This is a genomic window from Pseudomonas rustica (assembly GCF_018336155.1).
GTDB lineage: Bacteria > Pseudomonadota > Gammaproteobacteria > Pseudomonadales > Pseudomonadaceae > Aquipseudomonas > Aquipseudomonas rustica.
This window is the reverse complement of record NZ_JAGYHF010000004.1, coordinates 260,279-278,415: the sequence shown is the minus strand read 5'-3', so window position 1 is coordinate 278,415 and position 18,137 is coordinate 260,279. Positions and strand designations below refer to the sequence as shown.

Genomic DNA, 18,137 nt, shown 5'->3' with positions numbered 1-18,137 from the left:
GGCGTTGTGGGCCACTTAGCCAGAATTACCGACCATTCCTTACAGAAGCTGCTTTCAAAGTTTTACGCCTGCAGAACGGGGAGCTGATGAGGGTTGGCGTTGGGCTTTTCCCCGCTGGAAAAACCCTTCGCCAACACCGCTCTGAAGGAACGACTGTGCTCGTGACGCTTTGAAAACAGCTTCTAACGGACATTGGCGCCTTAAAAGGCTGGCTGATTCTACGGCAAAAAAAATTTAAAGGTAAGTTCACCCCTGAACTTTGAGGGGTGATGAATGTTAGACAAAGGGCTAACATGCCGACCTGTTCCGCGTTTCAGTGCCTTTGCCTACTTTATGCCCAATCAGACCATCAAGACTCCCTGCGTCGGCCTCTGCTCCACTGTTTACGGTGATCTGGTGTGCCGTGGCTGCAAGCGTTTCCACCACGAAGTGATCCATTGGAATGGGTACAACGAGGAGGAAAAACGTGCGGTGTGGTTGCGGCTGGAGCAATTGCTGTCACAAGTGATGGCGGGCAAGGTCGAGATTTTCGATTCGGCGCGCCTGCGCGAGCAGCTCGAACAGCGCAAGATCCGCTTCGTGCCGCATCAATCGGAATATTGCTGGGCGTATCAGCTGATTGCCCGGGGGGCGCGGGTGATCATTAATCTCGACGCGTACGGGATGGTGTTGTTGCCGGAGTTTCGTGACTGGAATTTGCCGGAATTGCGTGATGCCATTGATCGGGAATTCTTCCTGCTGTCGGAAGCGCATTATCAGCGCTACATCGCCCCCGGATTCCTCAAAGACGCCTTTGGCGCCTGAAGATCAAAAGATCGCAGCGTGCCGCAGCTCCTACATGGGAATGCGTCCTACCTGTAGGAGCTGCCGAAGGCTGCGATCTTTTGCACTTAATGCTTCACCGCCAACTCCACCAAATGATCCTCAACCTCCTGCGGTTTGAGCACCAGCACATCACTCTCCAGCTCATCCAGCACCACTTCCGCCGTATTGCCGATCAGCGCCCCCGACAACCCGGTGCGCGCCACCGTGCCAATCACAGTCACCGCTGCCTGCAGCTTGTGCGCCATAAACGGAATCAACACATCCGCCGGGCCTTCTTCGATGTGCAGATGCTCGTCATCGATATCAAATTCCGCCTGAAACGCCCGGCATTGCTCGCGATAGCGCGCTTCGATGGTTTCGCTGAGCTGGAACGTCGGATCCGCCGCCGACAGCATCGGTGATGGATGCGCCGCGATCACATGCAGATGCGCCTTGGCCAGGGCCGCGATGTCGTAGCCGTGATCAATGATCGTATTGTGCAAATGCCGGTGCTCGCCATCGGCATTGCCGACATCGACCGCCGCCAGAATTACTCGGTCTTTCCACGAGGTCGACGTTTTCACCAGCAGCACCGGGGTAGGGCAGTGGCGCAGCAGTTTCCAGTCCGCCGGAGTCAGCAGGGCTTTCTTCAGTGAGCTGTCCGGGAAATGCTGCTTGATCACCAGTCCGCAGCCCTCGGCCTGCTGCACATCGATGATGGTTTCGTGCAAGCTCTCGTTCCACGCCTGTTCGGTGGTGGCGCTGTAACCGTCCGCCAGTAGCGCGGCTTTGAGCACGCCGAGCATGCCGGCGTGGTCGTGCTTCTTGTCGCAGACCAGCAGGTGCAGATGGGCCTGGGTCACGCCCGCGATCAACTTGGCGCGCTTGAGCGCCAGGCTTTCCGAATGTTCGGGTTCGATGACCACCAGAATGCTGCGAATGGCTTGCATGAGCGGAGTCTCCAGCAAAGAAAAGGCACGGCGTTGCACAACTATAGTTGCTGCCAGAACGTGCGCGACTTGATGCATATCAACGCCAGCCGCTGGTGGTCTGCGGATAGGCCGGTATAATCGGCGCCCTTCGCTCGAACACCTTTACCGTGAGCCCCATGATCCTTCCCGAAATCCACGAATTCCTTGGCTGTCGCACTCCCGACGCTTGGGTTCAGGCTGCACTGGCCGATCAGGAAACCCTGCTGATCGACCACAAGAACTGCGAGTTCAAGGCCGCCAGCACCGCGCTGAGCCTGATAGCCAAGTACCATTCCCACGTCGACCTGATCAACATGATGTCGCGTCTGGCCCGGGAAGAACTGGTGCACCACGAACAGGTCATGCGCCTGATGAAACGTCGCAAGATCGAACTGCGCCAGCTGCACGCCGGCCGATACGCGTCGAGCCTGCGCAAAGTGGTGCGCAGTCATGAACCGGTGAAACTGGTGGATACGCTGGTAGTGGGCGCGTTTATCGAAGCGCGTAGTTGCGAGCGTTTTGAAGCGCTAGTGCCGCATCTTGATGAGGAAATCGGCAAGTTCTATTTCGGTTTGCTGAAAAGCGAGGCGCGGCATTTTCAGGGGTATCTGAAGCTGGCTTATCAGTACGGTGATGCCAAGGATGTTGAGCAAGTGATCGTGCGGGTTCGTGCGGCGGAGCAAGAGTTGATTGAATCGCCGGATGAAGAATTCCGCTTTCACAGTGGTGTGCCTGTAAACCGTTGAGATCAAAAGATCGCAGCCTTCGGCAGCTCCTACAGGGGAAACGCATTCCAAATGTAGGAGCTGCCGAAGGCTGCGATCTTTTGCGTGTGATTGTTAAAAACTCTTAAGAGTATGAAACATCACCGATAACCGGCTTCCGCCCGCGAATGCCGCCATAATGTCGACCACTTCACAGATGGGTTGGCAGACGGTCGTTATGGATAACCTGGGTTTCGGCAAAGTCCTTCTGGTGGAAGACGACGAGCGTCTCGCGGCGCTGATCGCTCACTTCCTCGAACAACACGGCTACGAAGTGCGCACGGTGCACCGTGGCGATCTGGCCGTGGCCGCTTTTCTCGAATTCAAACCGAAAGTGGTGGTGCTCGACCTCATGCTGCCGGGGCAGAGCGGTCTGCACGTGTGTCGCGAAATTCGCAGCGTGTCGGACACACCAATCGTCATTTTGACCGCCAAGGAAGACGACCTCGACCACATTCTCGGTCTGGAATCCGGTGCCGACGACTACGTGATCAAACCGATCAAACCACCGGTGCTGCTTGCCCGCTTGCGCGCGTTGCAACGCCGTCAGGTGCCGGACAGCAGCGTGGTCAGTTCGCTGGAGTTTGGTCAGTTGAGCATCGACCGCAGTTGCCGCGAGGTGCGTCTGGCCGGTGAGATCATCGAAATGACCACCATGGAATTCGAACTGCTGTGGTTGCTCGCCAGCGCTGCCGGCAAGATTCTTTCGCGTGATGACATCCTCAACCGCATGCGCGGGATTGCTTTCGACGGGCTTAACCGCAGCGTCGACGTGTACATCAGCAAACTGCGCAACAAACTCAAAGACAATCCGCGCGAACCGGTGTGCATCAAGACCGTGTGGGGCAAGGGTTATCTGTTCAATCCGTTTGCCTGGGAGCTGTAGATGCTGCGCTTATTTCTCGGGTTGTTTCTGGTAATGACGGTGGGGCTGGTGCTGGCCCTGCAGACGGTCGAGCACACCTTCAACGCCTTGCTCGACAATCAGATGCAGGCCTACAACCGTGAAGCGGTGCGCGGGCAGGCGTGGTCGCTGGTCGAGCACATGCGCGATCAGCAAGGCGAAGCGCGCGAGCAGCAGCTTGAGGCGTTGCGCCCGCATTATGGTCTGTCGCTGGGGCTGGTCGAGGCCGATCAGCTGAAACTGAGCGACAAAGAGAAAGCCGAACTTGCGCAGAATCTGTTGGTGACCCGCGACAACTACACACAGTTCATCAGCAACATTGACGGCGGTTCGCAACTGCTCAGCATCAAGCTGCCGCCCGAGCCGAGCCTGATGCCGTTCTACATCACGGCGGCGTACATGATGCTGGCGGTGCTGATCGGCATCGTGTTGTTCTTCTGGGTGCGCCCGCACTGGCGCGATCTGGAGAAGCTGCGGCTGGCCGCTGAGCGTTTTGGCGATAACGATCTGTCGGCGCGCATTCAGTTGTCGAAGCGCTCGAACATTCGTGATCTGGCGGAACACTTCAACTTGATGGCCGCGCGCATCGAAGGCCTGATCGCCAATCAACGCGAGCTGACCAACGCGGTGTCTCACGAACTGCGCACGCCGATTGCGCGGCTGTCGTTTGAGCTGGATCAACTGAAGCAGCAGCCGGACGCCAGCCAGAGCCGTGAGCTGATTGCCGACATGTACGCCGACCTTGGCGAGTTGGAGGAAATGGTCTCCGAGTTGCTGACTTACGCCAGCCTTGAACGCGGTGCGACGGTGATCAAACGCGAGAACATTCAGGCGACCAACTGGCTCGACAGCGTGGTCGGCAGCGTCGCGCTGGAGGCGGAAGCGGCGGGCGTGCAGTTGCTGATTGGTGAATGCCGGCTCGACACGGTGCGCATCGAACCACGGTTTATGGCGCGGGCGGTGATCAACCTGCTGCGCAACGCGATTCGTTATGCCGAGCAAAAAGTCGAAGTGACGCTGGTGCGCACCGGGGATTATTACGAGGTGCGGGTCAACGACGATGGGCCGGGCGTGCCGCTGGAAGGGCGGGAGAAGATTTTCGAACCGTTCTCGCGGCTGGATGCCAGTCGGGATCGGCGCACGGGTGGATTCGGTTTGGGCCTGGCGCTGGTACGGCGCGTGTCGCAATCACATGGCGGACAGGTTGAGGTTGGGGAGTCGCCTTGGGGTGGGGCGTCGTTTCGGATGACGTGGGCACATCTGGATTGATTCGCGGTGGTGGTCAAGGCCTCTTCGCGAGCAAGCCCGCTCCCACATTTGAAATGCATTCCCCCCGTGGGAGCGGGCTTGCTCGCGAAAGCGTCAGCCCATTCAAAACAATGCTGACTGAACCACCGCTATCGCTGGCAAGCCAGGCTCCCACAGGAATTTGTGGTGTTACCAGAGTCTCAGCCACCCCTCAAAGCCTGTGGGAGCGAGCTTGCTCGCGAAGGCGTCAGCCCAGTCAAAACAACGCTGACTGACCCACCGCCATCGCTGGCAAGCCAGGCTCCCACAGGAATTTGTGGTATTGCCAGAATCTCAGCCACCCCTCAAAACCTGTGAGAGCGGGCTTGCTCGCGAAGGCGTCAGCCCAGTCAAAACAACGCTGACTGACCCACCGCCATCGCTGGCAAGCCAGGCTCCCACAGGGATTTGTGGTGTTACCAGAATCTCAGCCACCCCTCAAAACCTGTGGGAGCGGGCTTGCTCGCGAAGGCGCCAGCCCAGTCAAAACAGCTGTGACTGACCCACCGCCATCGCGAGCAGGCTCACTCCTACATGGGTTATCTGTCGTGTCCAAATATTGTAGGCACCACCAAACCTTGTAGGAGTGAGCCTGCTCGCGATGAGGCCAGCCCTGAAAAAACCAATTCAGCCCTGGATCAAAAATCCCACTTCGTCGTCAGCATCACATTGCGTGGCTCGCCGTAGAACGTGGTGTCGAAGTTGCCCAGCCCCGTCAGGTACTGTTTGTCGAACACGTTGTTGGCATTCACGGTGAAGCTCAGGTTTTCGTTGTACTGATAGCGCGTCATCAGATCGACGAGGGTGTAGCCACCTTGTTTGATGCGCGTGTAATCGCCGGCCGGGGCGCTGTAGATGTTGCCGTAGAACGCGCTCTGCCAGCTCACGCCGCCGCCAACGGTGACCTTGTCCAGCACGCCGGGCAGTCGATAGGTGGTGAAGGTGCGCACCACATGTTCAGGTTTGGTGGTCGACAGTGGATAACCATAGATGCGCTGCTCATCGGCATCGCGGGTGCGCGCGTAGGTGTAGCCGGCGGAGACGTTCCAGCCTTCGGCCAGTTCGCCGGCCAGTTCCAGTTCCACGCCTTGGGTGGTCGCGCCGTCGATGGATTTGTAGATGCCTTCGTTGGTCACCGGGTTGGTGCCGATCGATTCGGCGACGCCGTCCTGTTCGATGCGGAAGAACGCCAGCGCGGCATTCAATCGACCGTCGAAATACGCCGCTTTCAAGCCTGCCTCATAGCTGTCGCCTTCGACCGGGGCAAGGGTCGAACCGTTGATGTCCTTAAAGGTTTGCGGCTGATAGATGCTGGTGTAACTGGCGTACAGCGAGTAGGTGTCGTTGAGGTCGTAGACCAGCCCGGCGTAAGGCGTGACCACGCCGTGTTCCTTGTAGCTGGCGTGGGTATCGTCCAGCCCGGCGCCGGGGATGTAGCCGTAATCTTCGTTGTACTTGAAGGTGCTCAAGCGGCTGCCGAGGATCACCGACAGATCGTCGGTCGGGTGCAGGCGCGAGGCCAGGTACACACCGTTCTGGCTTTGGGTGCGCTCGTATTTACCGTTCTTCGGGAATTGCTGTTTCGGCAGTTCACCGTTCCAGTCGTAAATGCTCCCCGGTACTTGCGCGAAGGCGCTGGTGTCGTAGGTCGAGCCGGTCTGGCGCGAGTGCGCGGTCATTACACCGGCAATCAGCTCATGCTCGCGACCGCCCAAGGTGAACGGGCCGGAGACGTTGACGTCCGCAGTGTTCTGCACGCGATGGCCTTCCCAGCGGCCCCAATACAAGAACATGCCCTCGCCGGTGGCGCGATCAGGATTGCCACCGCTGGCCGAGGCGAGTTGCGTATCGTGATCGGTAGTTTTCTGGTCGAGGCTGACCTTGAATTTCCAGTCATTCGCCAGCGCCTGCTCCAGCGAGGCGAAGTAGGTGATGTTGTCGAAATCGCGGCGGCTCCAGTCAGCACCGGAGTTGAAATGACGCGGGAATTCGGTGCGGCCGCCATCGCTGAAGTACACCGGGTTGCCAGTCCAGGAACTGCCGCGCGGCGTGGTGCTGGATTTGTCGATGCCGAAGGTCAGCAGGGTGTCGTCGGTCAGGTCGGCTTCGAGGATGCCGTAGAACAGGTCTTTCTTCTGGCTGTAGTGATCGAGGTAGGAATTCTTGTCCGAATAGGCACCGACAAAACGCCCGCGCACGTTGCCCGAATCGGTCAGTGACCCGGAGATATCGCCGACGGTGCGATAGGCATCCCACGAACCGACGGTGCCGCTAATTGACGCTTTGAATTCCTTGGTCGGCTTCTTGCGGATCAGATTGACCGTGGCCGATGGATCGCCGTTACCGGTCATGAGGCCGGTCGCGCCTTTGATCACTTCGACGCGATCAATGCTCGCGGCGTCGTCACCGTTGTTCGGATTTTCGCCGTACACGCCGTCGTACGGAATGTTCACGCCGTCGTACTGAAAGTTAGTGATAGCGAAGCCGCGCGCGGAAAACTCAGTGCGGTCGCTGTCGTACTTTTGCGTGGAAATGCCGGGGGTGTTGCGCAGTGCGTCGCCGACGCTTTGCACGCCGCGATCGTCCATTTGCTGGCGGGTGATGACCGTGACCGATTGCGGTGTTTCGCGAATCGACAGCGGCAAGCCGGTGGCCGAGGACGTTGCGCCGGTGGTGTAGGAATGGGTGTCTTCGGTGACCGCACCGAGGCCTTGCGCGGAAATATTGGTGGCGCCCAGTTGCAGGGCTTCATCGGTTCTGGCGACGGTTTCAGCGGCGTGCGCGTGGAGGCTCAGCAGGGCCAGCGCCAACGGGCACAAGGCAAAACGAAAACGGACGTGCGACATGGAGATCCCTTTGCATCGAATCGATCGGTAGTTGAAGTGCTTCTGAGGGGTTAACCGAACGAGAACGGCAAAGGGGAACTGCGTACATAAAATTAATGCCCCCTGTGTAGGAGCTGCCGAAGGCTGCGATCTTTTGATCTTTAAAATCAAGATCAAAAGATCGCAGCCTTCGGCAGCTTCTACACAGGGTGTGGTTAGCAGGTTATGTTGAGGCGTTCATGCCACTGCGCAATGGATTCTTCTGGGTAGACGTCGAACTGCTTGTCCTTGGCTTTGGCGTCGACTTCGACCCACGGCGCCTTCGAGCCGAGCATCAGGTGCGTGTGTTCCGGCGGTACCGGCAACGCGGTGTCGATGGCCGAGGCGAACGGGTGGATCAGCTCCGGCCACTCCGGGCTGAACAGCCACAAACCGCTGCCGCACAATGCGCAGAAATGCCGTTCCGCGGTGCTGCGGTGGGCGCGTTTTTCGCCTGGGTCTTTCATCTTTGCGTGGTAAATCGTGATGTTTTTGCGACCCTGCACCTTGAGCGTGGTCGCGTCGCCGCCGAGGTTGATCGCGTAACCGCCACCGCCCTGGGTTTTGCGGCAGATCGAGCAGTAGCAGCGTTGGTAAGGGTAGGGGTGGGCGCTGGTCAGGCTGAACGTGACCGCGCCGCAGTGGCAGGAGCCTTCGAGGTGCATGATGGGGGCCTCCGGTTGGCTGGGATGGTTCGGGTTAGCCTAGAAGAGTTGTGGTGAATGTGCCGCCGCCTTCGCGAGCAAGCCCGCTCCCACAATTTGAAATGCATGCCCCTGTAGGAGCTGCCGCAGGCTGCGATCTTTTAACTCTGGTTAGTCAAACAAGATCAAAAGATCGTAGCCTGCGGCAGCTCCTACTGGACTGGCGCAGGCCGGCCGGTCAGCATGTCCGCCTAAAAACAGGGATCAACAAACCATGCGACGACTCCCCTCACTGGCCGCCCTGCGAACCTTCGAGTGCGCCGCTCGTCACGCGCATTTCGGTCGCGCCGCCGCCGAACTGTGCGTCACCGACAGCGCCGTCAGCCACCAGATCCGCCAGCTCGAAGAACAACTCGGCGTCCCCCTGTTCATCCGCGAAGGCCGGCAAATCCGCCCGACCATCGCCGCTGGCCGCCTGATGCAAAGCCTGCAGCAAGCCTTCGAACTGATCGGCGACGCCTGCGATGAGTTGCGCGATCCATCCTCGCTGGCCGTGCTGCGTTTGGCCGTCACCGCCGAACTTGCGCAAAAGTGGCTGATGAGCCGCCTCACCGATTTCTACGCGCGCTACCCGCACATCACGTTGCACCTCTACGAACAACCGATCGACGCCAGCGGCCCCGGCGAAGACATCGACCTCGCCATCACCTACGGCACCGGCCCGGTCGACAGCAGCGCTTACTTCGTTCGACCGTTGCCGGCGCTGCAATTCTTCCCGGTGTGCAGTCCCGGCCTGTTCAACCAGGGCACGCTGAAGACGCCCAAGGATCTGGCCCGCCACTGTTTGCTGCACGATGATCAGGACGGTAAGACCTGGACCGCGTGGCTCACCAGCCATGCCGGCGATCAGCGTCCGCAGCGTCAGTTGTATTTCGCTCACGCAGGTCTGGCGTTGGAAGCCGCGGCGCAAGGGCAGGGCGTGGCGATGGGCGACAACCTCACCGCGCAGGAAGATTTGCAGAGCGGGCGGCTGGTGCGGCCATTTACCTCCAGCATGACTGCGCTCGGCCAATACGCGCTGGTCTGCGAACGGGTGCGCATGGAGCGTCCAGCGGTGGCGCAGATGCTTGAATGGTTCAACGATCAGCTGGCTGATTGATGAGTTGAATTCAACTGTTCCGCAATATTCATCGTTGGCGGGCCCTCCGCCAACGCCCGTACCGTGTGGTCATTCCCATCGCGAAGACGAGGTTTGACCATGGCACGTTTGCTCGACTCCACCCCCAAACACGACGGCTTCCGCCTGCCCGGCGAATTCGAAAGCAAGTCCGGCTGCTGGCTCGGCTGGCCGGAGCGCACTGACGTCTGGCGCAACGGCGCCAAGCCTGCGCAGAAAGTCTGGGTGCAGATCGTTACCGCCATCTCCCACAGCGAACCGGTCACCGTTTGCGCCTCCGCTGCACAATTTGCCACGGCCCGTCGCCAGTTGCCGCCGCAAGTGCGCGTGGTCGAGATGACCTGCAACGACACCTGGTTCCGCGACAGCGGCCCGTGCTTTGTGGTCAATGATCAGAGTGGCGAAGTGCGCGGCGTCGATTTCGAATTCAACGCTTACGGCGGCCTCGACGGCGGCCTCTACTACCCGTGGGACAAAGACGATCAGATCGCCAGCAAAATCCTCGAAATCGAGCGCTTCGACCGCTATCGCGCGCCACTGATTGCCGAACTCGGCGGCATCCAGAGCGACGGTCAGGGCAGCATCCTCACCACCGAACAGTGCCTGCTCAACCGCAATCGCAATCAGCATCTGGGCAAAGACGAAGTCACCCGCCGACTCACCGACTACCTCGGCGCCGAACAAGTGATCTGGCTGCCACGCGGCTGCAAGTTCGACGAAACCGATGGCCACGTCGACGATCTCGCCTGCTTCGTCCGCCCCGGTGAAGTGGTGCTGCAATGGACCGACAATCGCGACGATCCGCAATGGGAAATCTATCAAGAGGCCTACGACATTCTGCGCAGCACCCGCGACAGCCGTGGCCGTGAACTGATCGTGCACAAACTGCCGCAACCGGACGTGCTCGAATGGACCGCCGAAGAAGCCGAAGGACTGGATCAGCAGGACAGCACCCACACCCGTCAGGCCGGCACGAAAATCTGCGCGTCGTACATCAACTATTACGCCGGCAACAGCTCGATCGTGGTGCCGCTGTTTGGTGATCGTCAGGACAAAGTCGCGATGGCGACGCTGGCCGAACTGTTCCCGCAGCACAAGATCGTCGGCATTGAAAACTCCCGGGAAATTCTGCTCGGCGGCGGCAACGTGGCGTGCATCACCATGCCGCAATACGCCGGCACGCCTGACCACAAGAAGGGAGCGTGACCATGCGCCTGCACAAACTGACTCAAGCGTTATTGCTGGTGCTTGCACCCTTGTGTGTGCAGGCTGCCGACACCGCCAAACCGGTGGTTAATCTGTACATTTGGGGCGAGTATCTGGCCCCGGATACCTTGAAGAATTTCGAGGCGAAAACCGGCATCCATGTGGTTGCCGATCACTTCGATTCGCTCGAAACCGTCGAAACCAAACTGCTCACCGGGCGCAGTGGCTACGACTTGGTGCTCACCGCTGGGCAGCATCTGTCGCGAGCCATCGAAAGCGGTGCGATCCAGCCGCTGGACAAGGCGCGGGTGCCGCACTTTGCCGGCGTCGGGGAAGAGTTCCGTCAGCACATGGCGGTGTTCGATCCGGGCAATCGTTACGCGGGGATCTACGCGTGGGGCACCACGGGTGTGGGCTATCAGGAAGAGGCGGTCAAAAAGCGTTTGCCCGATGCGCAAAAGGACAGTTGGGCGATGCTGTTCGATCCGGCGGTGGTGTCGAAATTCGCCGACTGCGGGGTGAGCTTGCTCAATGATCCGAATGAAGTGTTTGCGGCGGTCATGAAGTACATGGGCCTGGACATCAACCGGCAGAATCTCGATGACCTGAAACTCGCCGAGCAGCAACTGGCGAAGATTCGTCCGTATATTCGCTACTTCGACAATGACCTGAACATCAGCGATCTGGCCAACGGCAACACCTGCGTGGCGATGTCGTGGAACGGCAACGTGGCGATTGCCGCTGGGCAGGCGGAGGCGGCGAACAAGCCGTTCAAGCTCAGTTACCGGATTCCGAAAGAAGGCACCTTGATCTGGTTTGACGCGATGGTGATCCCCAAGGATGCACCGCATCCCGAAGCCGGGCTGGCGTTGATGGATTATCTGATGACGCCTGAGGTGATGGCGCCAATTACTGACACCATCCATTACGCCAATGCGATCACGGCGGCGGATGGTCTGGTGGATGCATCGATTCGCAATGATCCGGGGACGTATCCCTCGGCTGAAGTGCGGGCTACGTTGTATAGCAAGAATGACAATGGCAAGGCGTTCAACCGGGCGTTGATTCGGGCGTTTAGCCGGTTGAAGTCAGGGCTCTGAGATTTGTGTTGGATGTCCCGACGCCTTCGCGAGCAAGCTCTGCTCCTACATCGGAATGCATGCCCCTGTAGGAGCAAAGCTTGCTCGCGAAGGCGCCAGTCCAGACAACCAAAATCCTGAATCAGCTACCACCCTCAGTCCGCCGACTACTCACCTCAGCCGGCACATCATCCCCCGCCATACGCTTGCGAAACAACGCCGCCCGCGCCAGCAGCAACGTGGTCACCGGCACCGTGATCGCCAGCAAAATCGGGATCAACCATGCATGCAGTACCGGCCCCGATTTGAGCGCCGAAAAGCAAATGATCGACGCCAGCGCCACACACCAAGCGCCCAACGTCGAAGCCAGTGCCGGCGGGTGCATGCGCTGAAAATAATCCTTCATTCGCAGCAATCCGGTCGCACCAATTAGCGCAAACACACCGCTGAGCACCAACAGGATCGCCACCGGAATCTCGACCCACAGAGACAATTCAGCATTCATTCGATCACCTCGCCACGCAGCAGGAATTTCGCCAGGGCAAACGAGCCGACGAAGCCGAACAGCGCGATCAGCAGCGCCGCTTCGAAATACGTGTCACTGGAATAGCGAATGCCCAGCGTCAGCATCATCAGCATCGCGACGATGTACAGGTAATCCAGCGCCAGTACCCGATCCTGCGCCGAGGGGCCCTTGAACAGGCGAATCAGCGTCAGCACCATGGCCAGCGAAAACAGGAACAGCGTCAACAAAATCGCGTTCGACAGTAATGGGCTCATTCGAAGATCTCCATCAACGGCCGCTCGTACGTGGTTTTGAAGTGCTCGATGAAGTGCGCCTCATCGTCCAGATCCCAAACGTGCAGCAACAAAATGCTGCGATCCAGCGCCAGTTCCGACCACACCGTACCGGGCACCACGGTGCAGATTGCCGCGAGCGCAGCCAGACCGTTGGCGTCGCGCAGATCCAGCGGCACTTTGATAAACCCGGAGCGAGGTGGGCGGCGCCCGGCATTGAGTACGCCCCAGGCCACGATCAGGTTGGAAGCCACCACGTCGCGTCCTACCACCAATAGCAGGCGCAGAATTGTCAGCGGCCGACGAATGCGCACCTGCTTTGGGCGCAGTTTGCGCATCATCAACGGCGCGCAAAAACCGAGGATCGCACCGATCAGCAGATTGCCGGGGCTGACCGACAGGTTCAGCACCAGCCACAGCAGCCACAGCGCCAGCGACAGCAACGGTGCAGGGAAAATGCGCTTCATGGCTGCACCTCCAGCATCGCCGCTTTGGCTTCCGGACTTGGTACGGCGCGGGTGCCCAGCACCGCCATCACGTACTGCTGCGGATTGTTCAGCGCATCGGCGGTGGCCTGGGTGAAACGCATCAGCGGCTCAGCCTTAAAGGTGAGGACGATGCTCAAACCCAGCAGCAAGAAAATCGGCGCGCATTCGAGTTTGCGCAGCAGCGGCGAAGGTCGTTCCTCAGGCGTCCAGAAACGCTGAATACCGAGGCGCGAGAACGCCATCAACGAGCCCAGCCCAGAAAGAATCAGCAATGCCAGCAATGCCCATGCGGCCATCGAAATCGGCTCTCCGGCACCCAGTCCCAACGGATTGAGCAGGGCGCTGATCAGGTTGAGTTTGCCGATAAACCCGGACAGCGGCGGCATGCCGATGATCAGCAGCGCGCAGGCGATAAAGCTCAAACCGAGAAACGCCATCGTCCACGGGATGACCTGGCCGACCACGGCTTTTTGTTCGTCGTCGAGGTTGATGCCTTTGGGCGGTTGCAAGGATTCTTGCGGGCGCGGCAGCATGTCGCTTTCGTCTTCCAGCGGGATTTCGTTGGCCGAGCGCGAACGTTCGATCAACTCTGCCAGCATGAACAATGCGCTCAAGGCCAACGTCGAGCTGACCAGATAAAACAGCGCCGCGCCGATCAGGTTCGGCTGAGCGAAACCGACCGCCGACAGCAGAATCCCGGCCGACACCAGAATGCTCAGGCTGGCCATGCGCTCCAGACGTTGCGCCGCGACAATCGCCAGCGCGGCGCAGGCGATGGTCACCATGCCGCCGTAGATCAGCCATTCACCGCCGAAGTACGCCGAAGCACCGGCCTGCCCGGAGAACAGCAGCGTCCACAGACGCAGCAGGGTATAAACGCCGACCTTGGTCATGATCGCGAACATCGCCGCCACCGGCGCGCTGGCCGAGGAATAGGCCGGCACCAGCCAGAAATTCAACGGCCACATGCCGGCCTTGGCCAGAAACGCAACGGCGAGAATGCCCGCGCCCGCATGCAGCAAGCCACGGTCGGCTTCCGGCACCAGCGGAATTTTCAGCGCCAGATCCGCCATGTTCAGCGTACCGGTGACGCCGTAGATCAGCGCCGCGCCGATCAGGAACAGCGACGAGGCCAACAGGTTGATCGAGATGTAATGCAGCCCTGACGACACCCGCGCCCGACCCGAGCCGTGCAGCAACAGGCCATAAGACGCGGCGAGCAAGACTTCGAAGAACACGAAGAGGTTGAACAGATCCGCCGTGAGGAACGCCCCGTACAGGCCCATCAATTGAATCTGGAACAGCGCGTGGAAACTCGAACCGGCGCCGTCCCAACGCGCCATCGCGAAGAGCAGGGCGCTGACGCCGATAATACCGGTCAGCACCAGCATCAGCGCCGAGAGTCGATCGACCACCAGGACAATGCCGAACGGTGCCTGCCAGTTGCCCGGCAGGTACACGCCGATCGAACCGGGCACGCCGGTGGTTTGTGTCCATTGCAGCAGCAACACCGAAATGAACAGACCGACGAGGCTGGAGAACAGGTTGATCTTCGCCTTCAGCGGTCGGTGCCGTTCGCCGAGCATCAGCATAATGGCGGCGGTCAGCAGCGGCAGCAGAATCGGTGCGGCGATCAGGTGAGTCATCGCCATCATTCTTTAGGCTCCCGGCCATCGACGTGGTCGGTGCCGGTCAGGCCGCGCGAAGCGAGCAGAACGACGAGGAACAGCGCGGTCATGGCGAAGCTGATGACGATTGCGGTCAGCACCAGCGCCTGTGGCAGCGGGTCGGTGTAGTGCAGCAAGTCCTGAGTCACGCCGTCCTTGATCACCGGCTCCTTGCCGATGAACAGGCTGCCCATGCTGAAGATGAACAGGTTGACGCCGTAGGACAGCAGGCACAGGCCCATGACCACCTGGAACGTCCGTGGCCGCAGGATCAACCAGACGCCGGACGCGGCGAGGACGCCGATGGCGATTGCGATGACTTCTTCCATCAGACGGCTCCTTTGCTGGCGACGGATTTGGGCAGCGATGCGGTCTTGTGACCCCGCACCGATTGGTGGGCGAGGGCGGTGAGGATCAACAGCGTTGAACCCACTACTACGCCGTATACGCCGACGTCGAAGAACAGCGCGCTGGCGATATGGATGTCACCCAGCACCGGCAAGCTGAAATGCCAGGTGTGCGTGGTCAGGAACGGATAGCCGACCAGCATCGCCCCCAAACCGGTGACGGTGGCGAACAGCAAACCGGTGCCCATCCAGCGCAACGGTCGCAGGCTCATTTGCGCCTCGACCCACTGCGTGCCGGCGACCATGTATTGCAGGATGAACGCCACCGACATCACCAGACCGGCGACAAAACCGCCGCCCGGCTGATTGTGCCCGCGCATGAACAGGTAGAACGACACCACCAGCGCAATCGGCAGCAGCAGGCGTACCAGCACCGCCGGCACCATCATGAAACCGAGCGCGGTGTCGCTGGCCGAACGCGGGTTGACCAGATCGGTGACTACGTCGGGTGCCAGCAGGCGTTGCTGAGCCGGCAACTGCATACTTTCTTTCGGTGGGCGGAAACGGCGCAGCAGGGCGAACACGGTCAGCGCCACGGCGACCAGCACAGTGATTTCACCGAGGGTGTCGAAACCACGGAAATCCACCAGCATCACGTTGACCACGTTGCTGCCACCGCCCTCGGGCATGGCCCGGCTGAGGTAGAACGAGGAAATGTCGTTCGGCGTCTGCCGCGTCAGCATCGCGTAGGACAGCAGCGCCATGCCGCCGCCGACGGCAATCGATAGCAACAAGTCGCGCAGACGACGAATGCGGGCCTTGCGCAGGGTGCTCGGCAACGGCGAAACCTCTTCGATCCGTCGTGGCAGCCAGCGCAGGCCGAGCAGGATCAGCACCGTGGTGACCACTTCAACAGCCAGTTGCGTCAGCGCCAGATCCGGCGCGGAGAACCAGACGAAGGTCACGCAGGTCATCAGCCCGCAAACGCTGACCATGGTCAGTGCGGCGAGACGGTGATACTTGGCCTGCCAAGCGGCACCGAGGGCACAGGCGATCGCCAGCAGCCACAGGGTCACGAAGACGATGGAACCGGGGATCTTCGGCCGGTCGCCCCAGCTCAGCGTGCTGTGCAGCATCGGGATCAGACCGGCGAGCACCGCGGCCAGCACCATCAGGAACAATTGCATTTGCAGACGCTTGGTGCCCAAACGCCGCTCGACGCGCCGGGCCATGCGCATCATCACTACCAGGCTGCGTTCGAACAGGCGCTTGCCGTTGAAGCGTCCCACCAGTGGCGGGTATTTGAATCGGCCGAGTTTGAACTGCTTGCGCAGCAGCAGGTACAGAACGATGCCGCCGGACATGGCGATCAGGCTCATGATCATCGGCGCATTCAGACCATGCCAGATCGCCAGGCTGTATTCCGGCAGCACACCACCGACCACGGGCAGCGCCGCAGCGGCAAGGAGCGGGCCGACGATTTGCGCCGGGAAAATTCCCACCAGCAGGCAAGTGAACACCAGCAATTCAACCGGCGCGCGCATCCAGCGCGGCGGTTCGTGCGGGGTGTGCGGCAGGTCGGTGGCCGGCGGGCCGAAGAACACATCAACGGTGAAGCGCAGCGAGTAAGCGACGCTGAACATGCCGGCGATGGTCGCGACAATCGGCAACGACATCTCTACCCACGCCGTGGCATTGATGAACACGGTTTCGGCGAAGAACATTTCTTTCGACAGGAAGCCGTTGAGCAACGGCACGCCCGCCATCGAGGCGCTGGCAACCATGGCCAGGGTCGCGGTGTAGGGAATCAGTTTGATCAGGCCGCTGAGTTTGCGGATGTCACGGGTGCCACTTTCATGGTCGATGATGCCTGCCGCCATGAACAGCGAGGCCTTGAACGTGGCGTGGTTGAGAATGTGGAACACCGCCGCGACGGCGGCCAGCGGACTGTTAAGACCCAGCAGCAAGGTGATCAGGCCGAGGTGGCTGATGGTCGAGTAGGCCAGCAAGCCCTTGAGATCGTTCTGGAACATCGCGCAATACGCGCCGAGCAGCAGCGTACAGGCGCCGGCGCCGCTGACGATGTAGAACCATTCTTCGCTGCCGGACAGCGACGGCCACAGACGGGCGAGCAGGAACACCCCGGCCTTGACCATGGTCGCCGAGTGCAGATAAGCAGAAACCGGGGTCGGCGCCGCCATCGCGTGGGGCAGCCAGAAGTGGAACGGGAACTGCGCACTTTTGCTGAGTGCGCCGATAAGAATGAGGGGCAGAAGGATAGGGTAGAGGGCATGTGCGCGAATCAGATCGCCGGCGGCCAGGACCTTGTCGAGGTCATAGCTGCCAACGACATGGCCGAGAATCATGACCCCCGCCAGCAGGCATAACCCGCCGGCACCGGTGACCATCAACGCCATGTAGGCGCCACGTCGGGCGTCGGCGCGGTGGTGCCAATAGCCGATCAGCAGGAACGAGAAGAGGCTGGTCAGCTCCCAGAAAAACACGATCTGGATCAGGTTGCCCGAGATCACCAGCCCAAGCATGGCGCCCATGAACGCCAGGAAAAACGCGAAGAAACGCGGCACCGGGTCATCCGGCGACATGTAATAACGGGCATATAAAGAAACAAGTGTGCCGATGCCGAGCACCAGCATCGAGAACAGCCAGGCGAAGCCGTCCATGCACAGAACGAAGTTCAGACCGAGGCTGGGCAGCCACATGAACTCTTCGCGGATGACGCCGCCGTGGGCGATTTGCGGGTACAGCATCGCGACCTGGACGGTACCGATCAGAGCGACCAGACCTGCCAACAGGGATTCGGTGTTACGCGCGTTGTGTGGCAGCACCGCTGCCAGACAGCTGCCAATGAATGGCAGAAGCAGTAGAACTATCAGGGACATAGGCTTCTAATCTGCGGAAGTTTGTGAAGCATCATACGTGCCAGCTCCCCGATCACCAAACGCCAGGATGTCTCAGAATCCTACAAAGTAGTCTGAATATTTCGGTTTGGCATTGTTTCGGGAGGGTGGATGTTGTGGCTGCTGGCCCTTCCGCGAGCAAGCCCGCTCCCACATTTTGAAATACATTCCTATGTGGGAGCGGGCTTGCTCGCGAAAGCGCAGGGTCAGACGCTAAAA

At 60.1% G+C, this 18,137-nt stretch carries 16 protein-coding genes; 7 read left to right on the top strand and 9 right to left on the bottom strand.

Annotation, left to right across the window (positions count from 1 at the left end):
• The first annotated feature begins 333 nt into the window (after positions 1-333).
• The gene (locus KFS80_RS09225; RefSeq protein WP_053121344.1) at positions 334-804 is read left to right on the top strand and encodes a DUF1289 domain-containing protein; all 471 of its coding nucleotides are present in this window, start codon (positions 334-336) and stop codon (positions 802-804) included.
• An 86-nt stretch (positions 805-890) separates the two neighbouring features.
• Here the strand turns inward: KFS80_RS09225 and KFS80_RS09220 are convergent, their stop codons facing one another.
• Positions 891-1,754, bottom strand: coding sequence for a universal stress protein (locus tag KFS80_RS09220; protein WP_053121342.1), 864 nt, complete (start codon positions 1,752-1,754; stop codon positions 891-893).
• A 158-nt stretch (positions 1,755-1,912) separates the two neighbouring features.
• On the opposite strand from KFS80_RS09220, the gene KFS80_RS09215 reads away from it, so the two are divergent.
• From KFS80_RS09215 to KFS80_RS09205, 3 genes are all read left to right on the top strand, one after another.
• Complete coding sequence (locus KFS80_RS09215) at positions 1,913-2,521, top strand: MiaE family protein (RefSeq protein ID WP_212544608.1); 609 nt, start codon at positions 1,913-1,915, stop codon at positions 2,519-2,521.
• Positions 2,522-2,717: 196 nt separating this feature from the next.
• Positions 2,718-3,425, top strand: coding sequence for a response regulator (locus KFS80_RS09210; RefSeq protein ID WP_053121339.1), 708 nt, complete (start codon positions 2,718-2,720; stop codon positions 3,423-3,425).
• Positions 3,426-4,712: an ATP-binding protein gene (locus tag KFS80_RS09205; protein WP_212544607.1), complete on the top strand. Its 1,287-nt coding sequence runs from the start codon at positions 3,426-3,428 to the stop codon at positions 4,710-4,712.
• Between the two features lie 656 nt (positions 4,713-5,368).
• On the opposite strand, the gene KFS80_RS09200 is transcribed toward KFS80_RS09205, so the two are convergent.
• Both KFS80_RS09200 and KFS80_RS09195 read right to left on the bottom strand, forming a co-directional pair.
• Positions 5,369-7,576 carry a TonB-dependent siderophore receptor gene (locus KFS80_RS09200; protein ID WP_212544606.1) on the bottom strand — a complete coding sequence of 736 codons (2,208 nt, stop codon included), beginning with the start codon at positions 7,574-7,576 and terminating at the stop codon, positions 5,369-5,371.
• A 194-nt stretch (positions 7,577-7,770) separates the two neighbouring features.
• A complete protein-coding gene (locus KFS80_RS09195) occupies positions 7,771-8,259 on the bottom strand; it encodes a GFA family protein (protein WP_212544605.1) in 489 nt (162 codons plus the stop codon).
• A 253-nt stretch (positions 8,260-8,512) separates the two neighbouring features.
• Here KFS80_RS09195 and KFS80_RS09190 point away from each other — a divergent pair, with 253 nt between their 5' ends.
• The 3 genes from KFS80_RS09190 (at position 8,513) to KFS80_RS09180 (ending at position 11,721) form a co-directional block, all read left to right on the top strand.
• The gene (locus tag KFS80_RS09190; RefSeq protein WP_212544604.1) at positions 8,513-9,397 is read left to right on the top strand and encodes a LysR substrate-binding domain-containing protein; all 885 of its coding nucleotides are present in this window, start codon (positions 8,513-8,515) and stop codon (positions 9,395-9,397) included.
• A gap of 99 nt (positions 9,398-9,496) precedes the next feature.
• A complete protein-coding gene (gene aguA / locus KFS80_RS09185) occupies positions 9,497-10,621 on the top strand; it encodes an agmatine deiminase (protein WP_212544603.1) in 1,125 nt (374 codons plus the stop codon).
• Positions 10,622-10,623: 2 nt separating this feature from the next.
• Positions 10,624-11,721 carry an extracellular solute-binding protein gene (locus KFS80_RS09180; protein ID WP_212544602.1) on the top strand — a complete coding sequence of 366 codons (1,098 nt, stop codon included), beginning with the start codon at positions 10,624-10,626 and terminating at the stop codon, positions 11,719-11,721.
• A gap of 121 nt (positions 11,722-11,842) precedes the next feature.
• Here the strand turns inward: KFS80_RS09180 and KFS80_RS09175 are convergent, their stop codons facing one another.
• Genes KFS80_RS09175 through KFS80_RS09150 form a run of 6 tightly spaced genes read right to left on the bottom strand, consistent with a single transcriptional unit; the run spans position 11,843 to position 17,900 of the window.
• On the bottom strand, positions 11,843-12,205 hold the full coding sequence (locus KFS80_RS09175; RefSeq protein WP_053121325.1) for a Na+/H+ antiporter subunit G: 363 nt from the start codon (positions 12,203-12,205) through the stop codon (positions 11,843-11,845).
• Complete coding sequence (locus KFS80_RS09170; RefSeq protein ID WP_003225959.1) at positions 12,202-12,480, bottom strand: K+/H+ antiporter subunit F; 279 nt, start codon at positions 12,478-12,480, stop codon at positions 12,202-12,204. Before KFS80_RS09170 ends, KFS80_RS09175 begins: the two co-directional genes overlap by 4 nt.
• Positions 12,477-12,965 (bottom strand): Na+/H+ antiporter subunit E, encoded by a 489-nt coding sequence (locus KFS80_RS09165; RefSeq protein WP_053121323.1) that lies wholly within the window; start codon positions 12,963-12,965, stop codon positions 12,477-12,479. The genes KFS80_RS09170 and KFS80_RS09165 overlap by 4 nt, the downstream gene beginning before the upstream one ends.
• A complete protein-coding gene (locus KFS80_RS09160; protein WP_212544601.1) occupies positions 12,962-14,641 on the bottom strand; it encodes a monovalent cation/H+ antiporter subunit D in 1,680 nt (559 codons plus the stop codon). The genes KFS80_RS09165 and KFS80_RS09160 overlap by 4 nt, the downstream gene beginning before the upstream one ends.
• On the bottom strand, positions 14,638-14,982 hold the full coding sequence (locus KFS80_RS09155; RefSeq protein WP_007910763.1) for a Na+/H+ antiporter subunit C: 345 nt from the start codon (positions 14,980-14,982) through the stop codon (positions 14,638-14,640). Before KFS80_RS09155 ends, KFS80_RS09160 begins: the two co-directional genes overlap by 4 nt.
• Positions 14,982-17,900: a monovalent cation/H+ antiporter subunit A gene (locus tag KFS80_RS09150; protein WP_212544600.1), complete on the bottom strand. Its 2,919-nt coding sequence runs from the start codon at positions 17,898-17,900 to the stop codon at positions 14,982-14,984. The genes KFS80_RS09155 and KFS80_RS09150 overlap by 1 nt, the downstream gene beginning before the upstream one ends.
• Positions 17,901-18,137 lie beyond the last annotated feature (237 nt).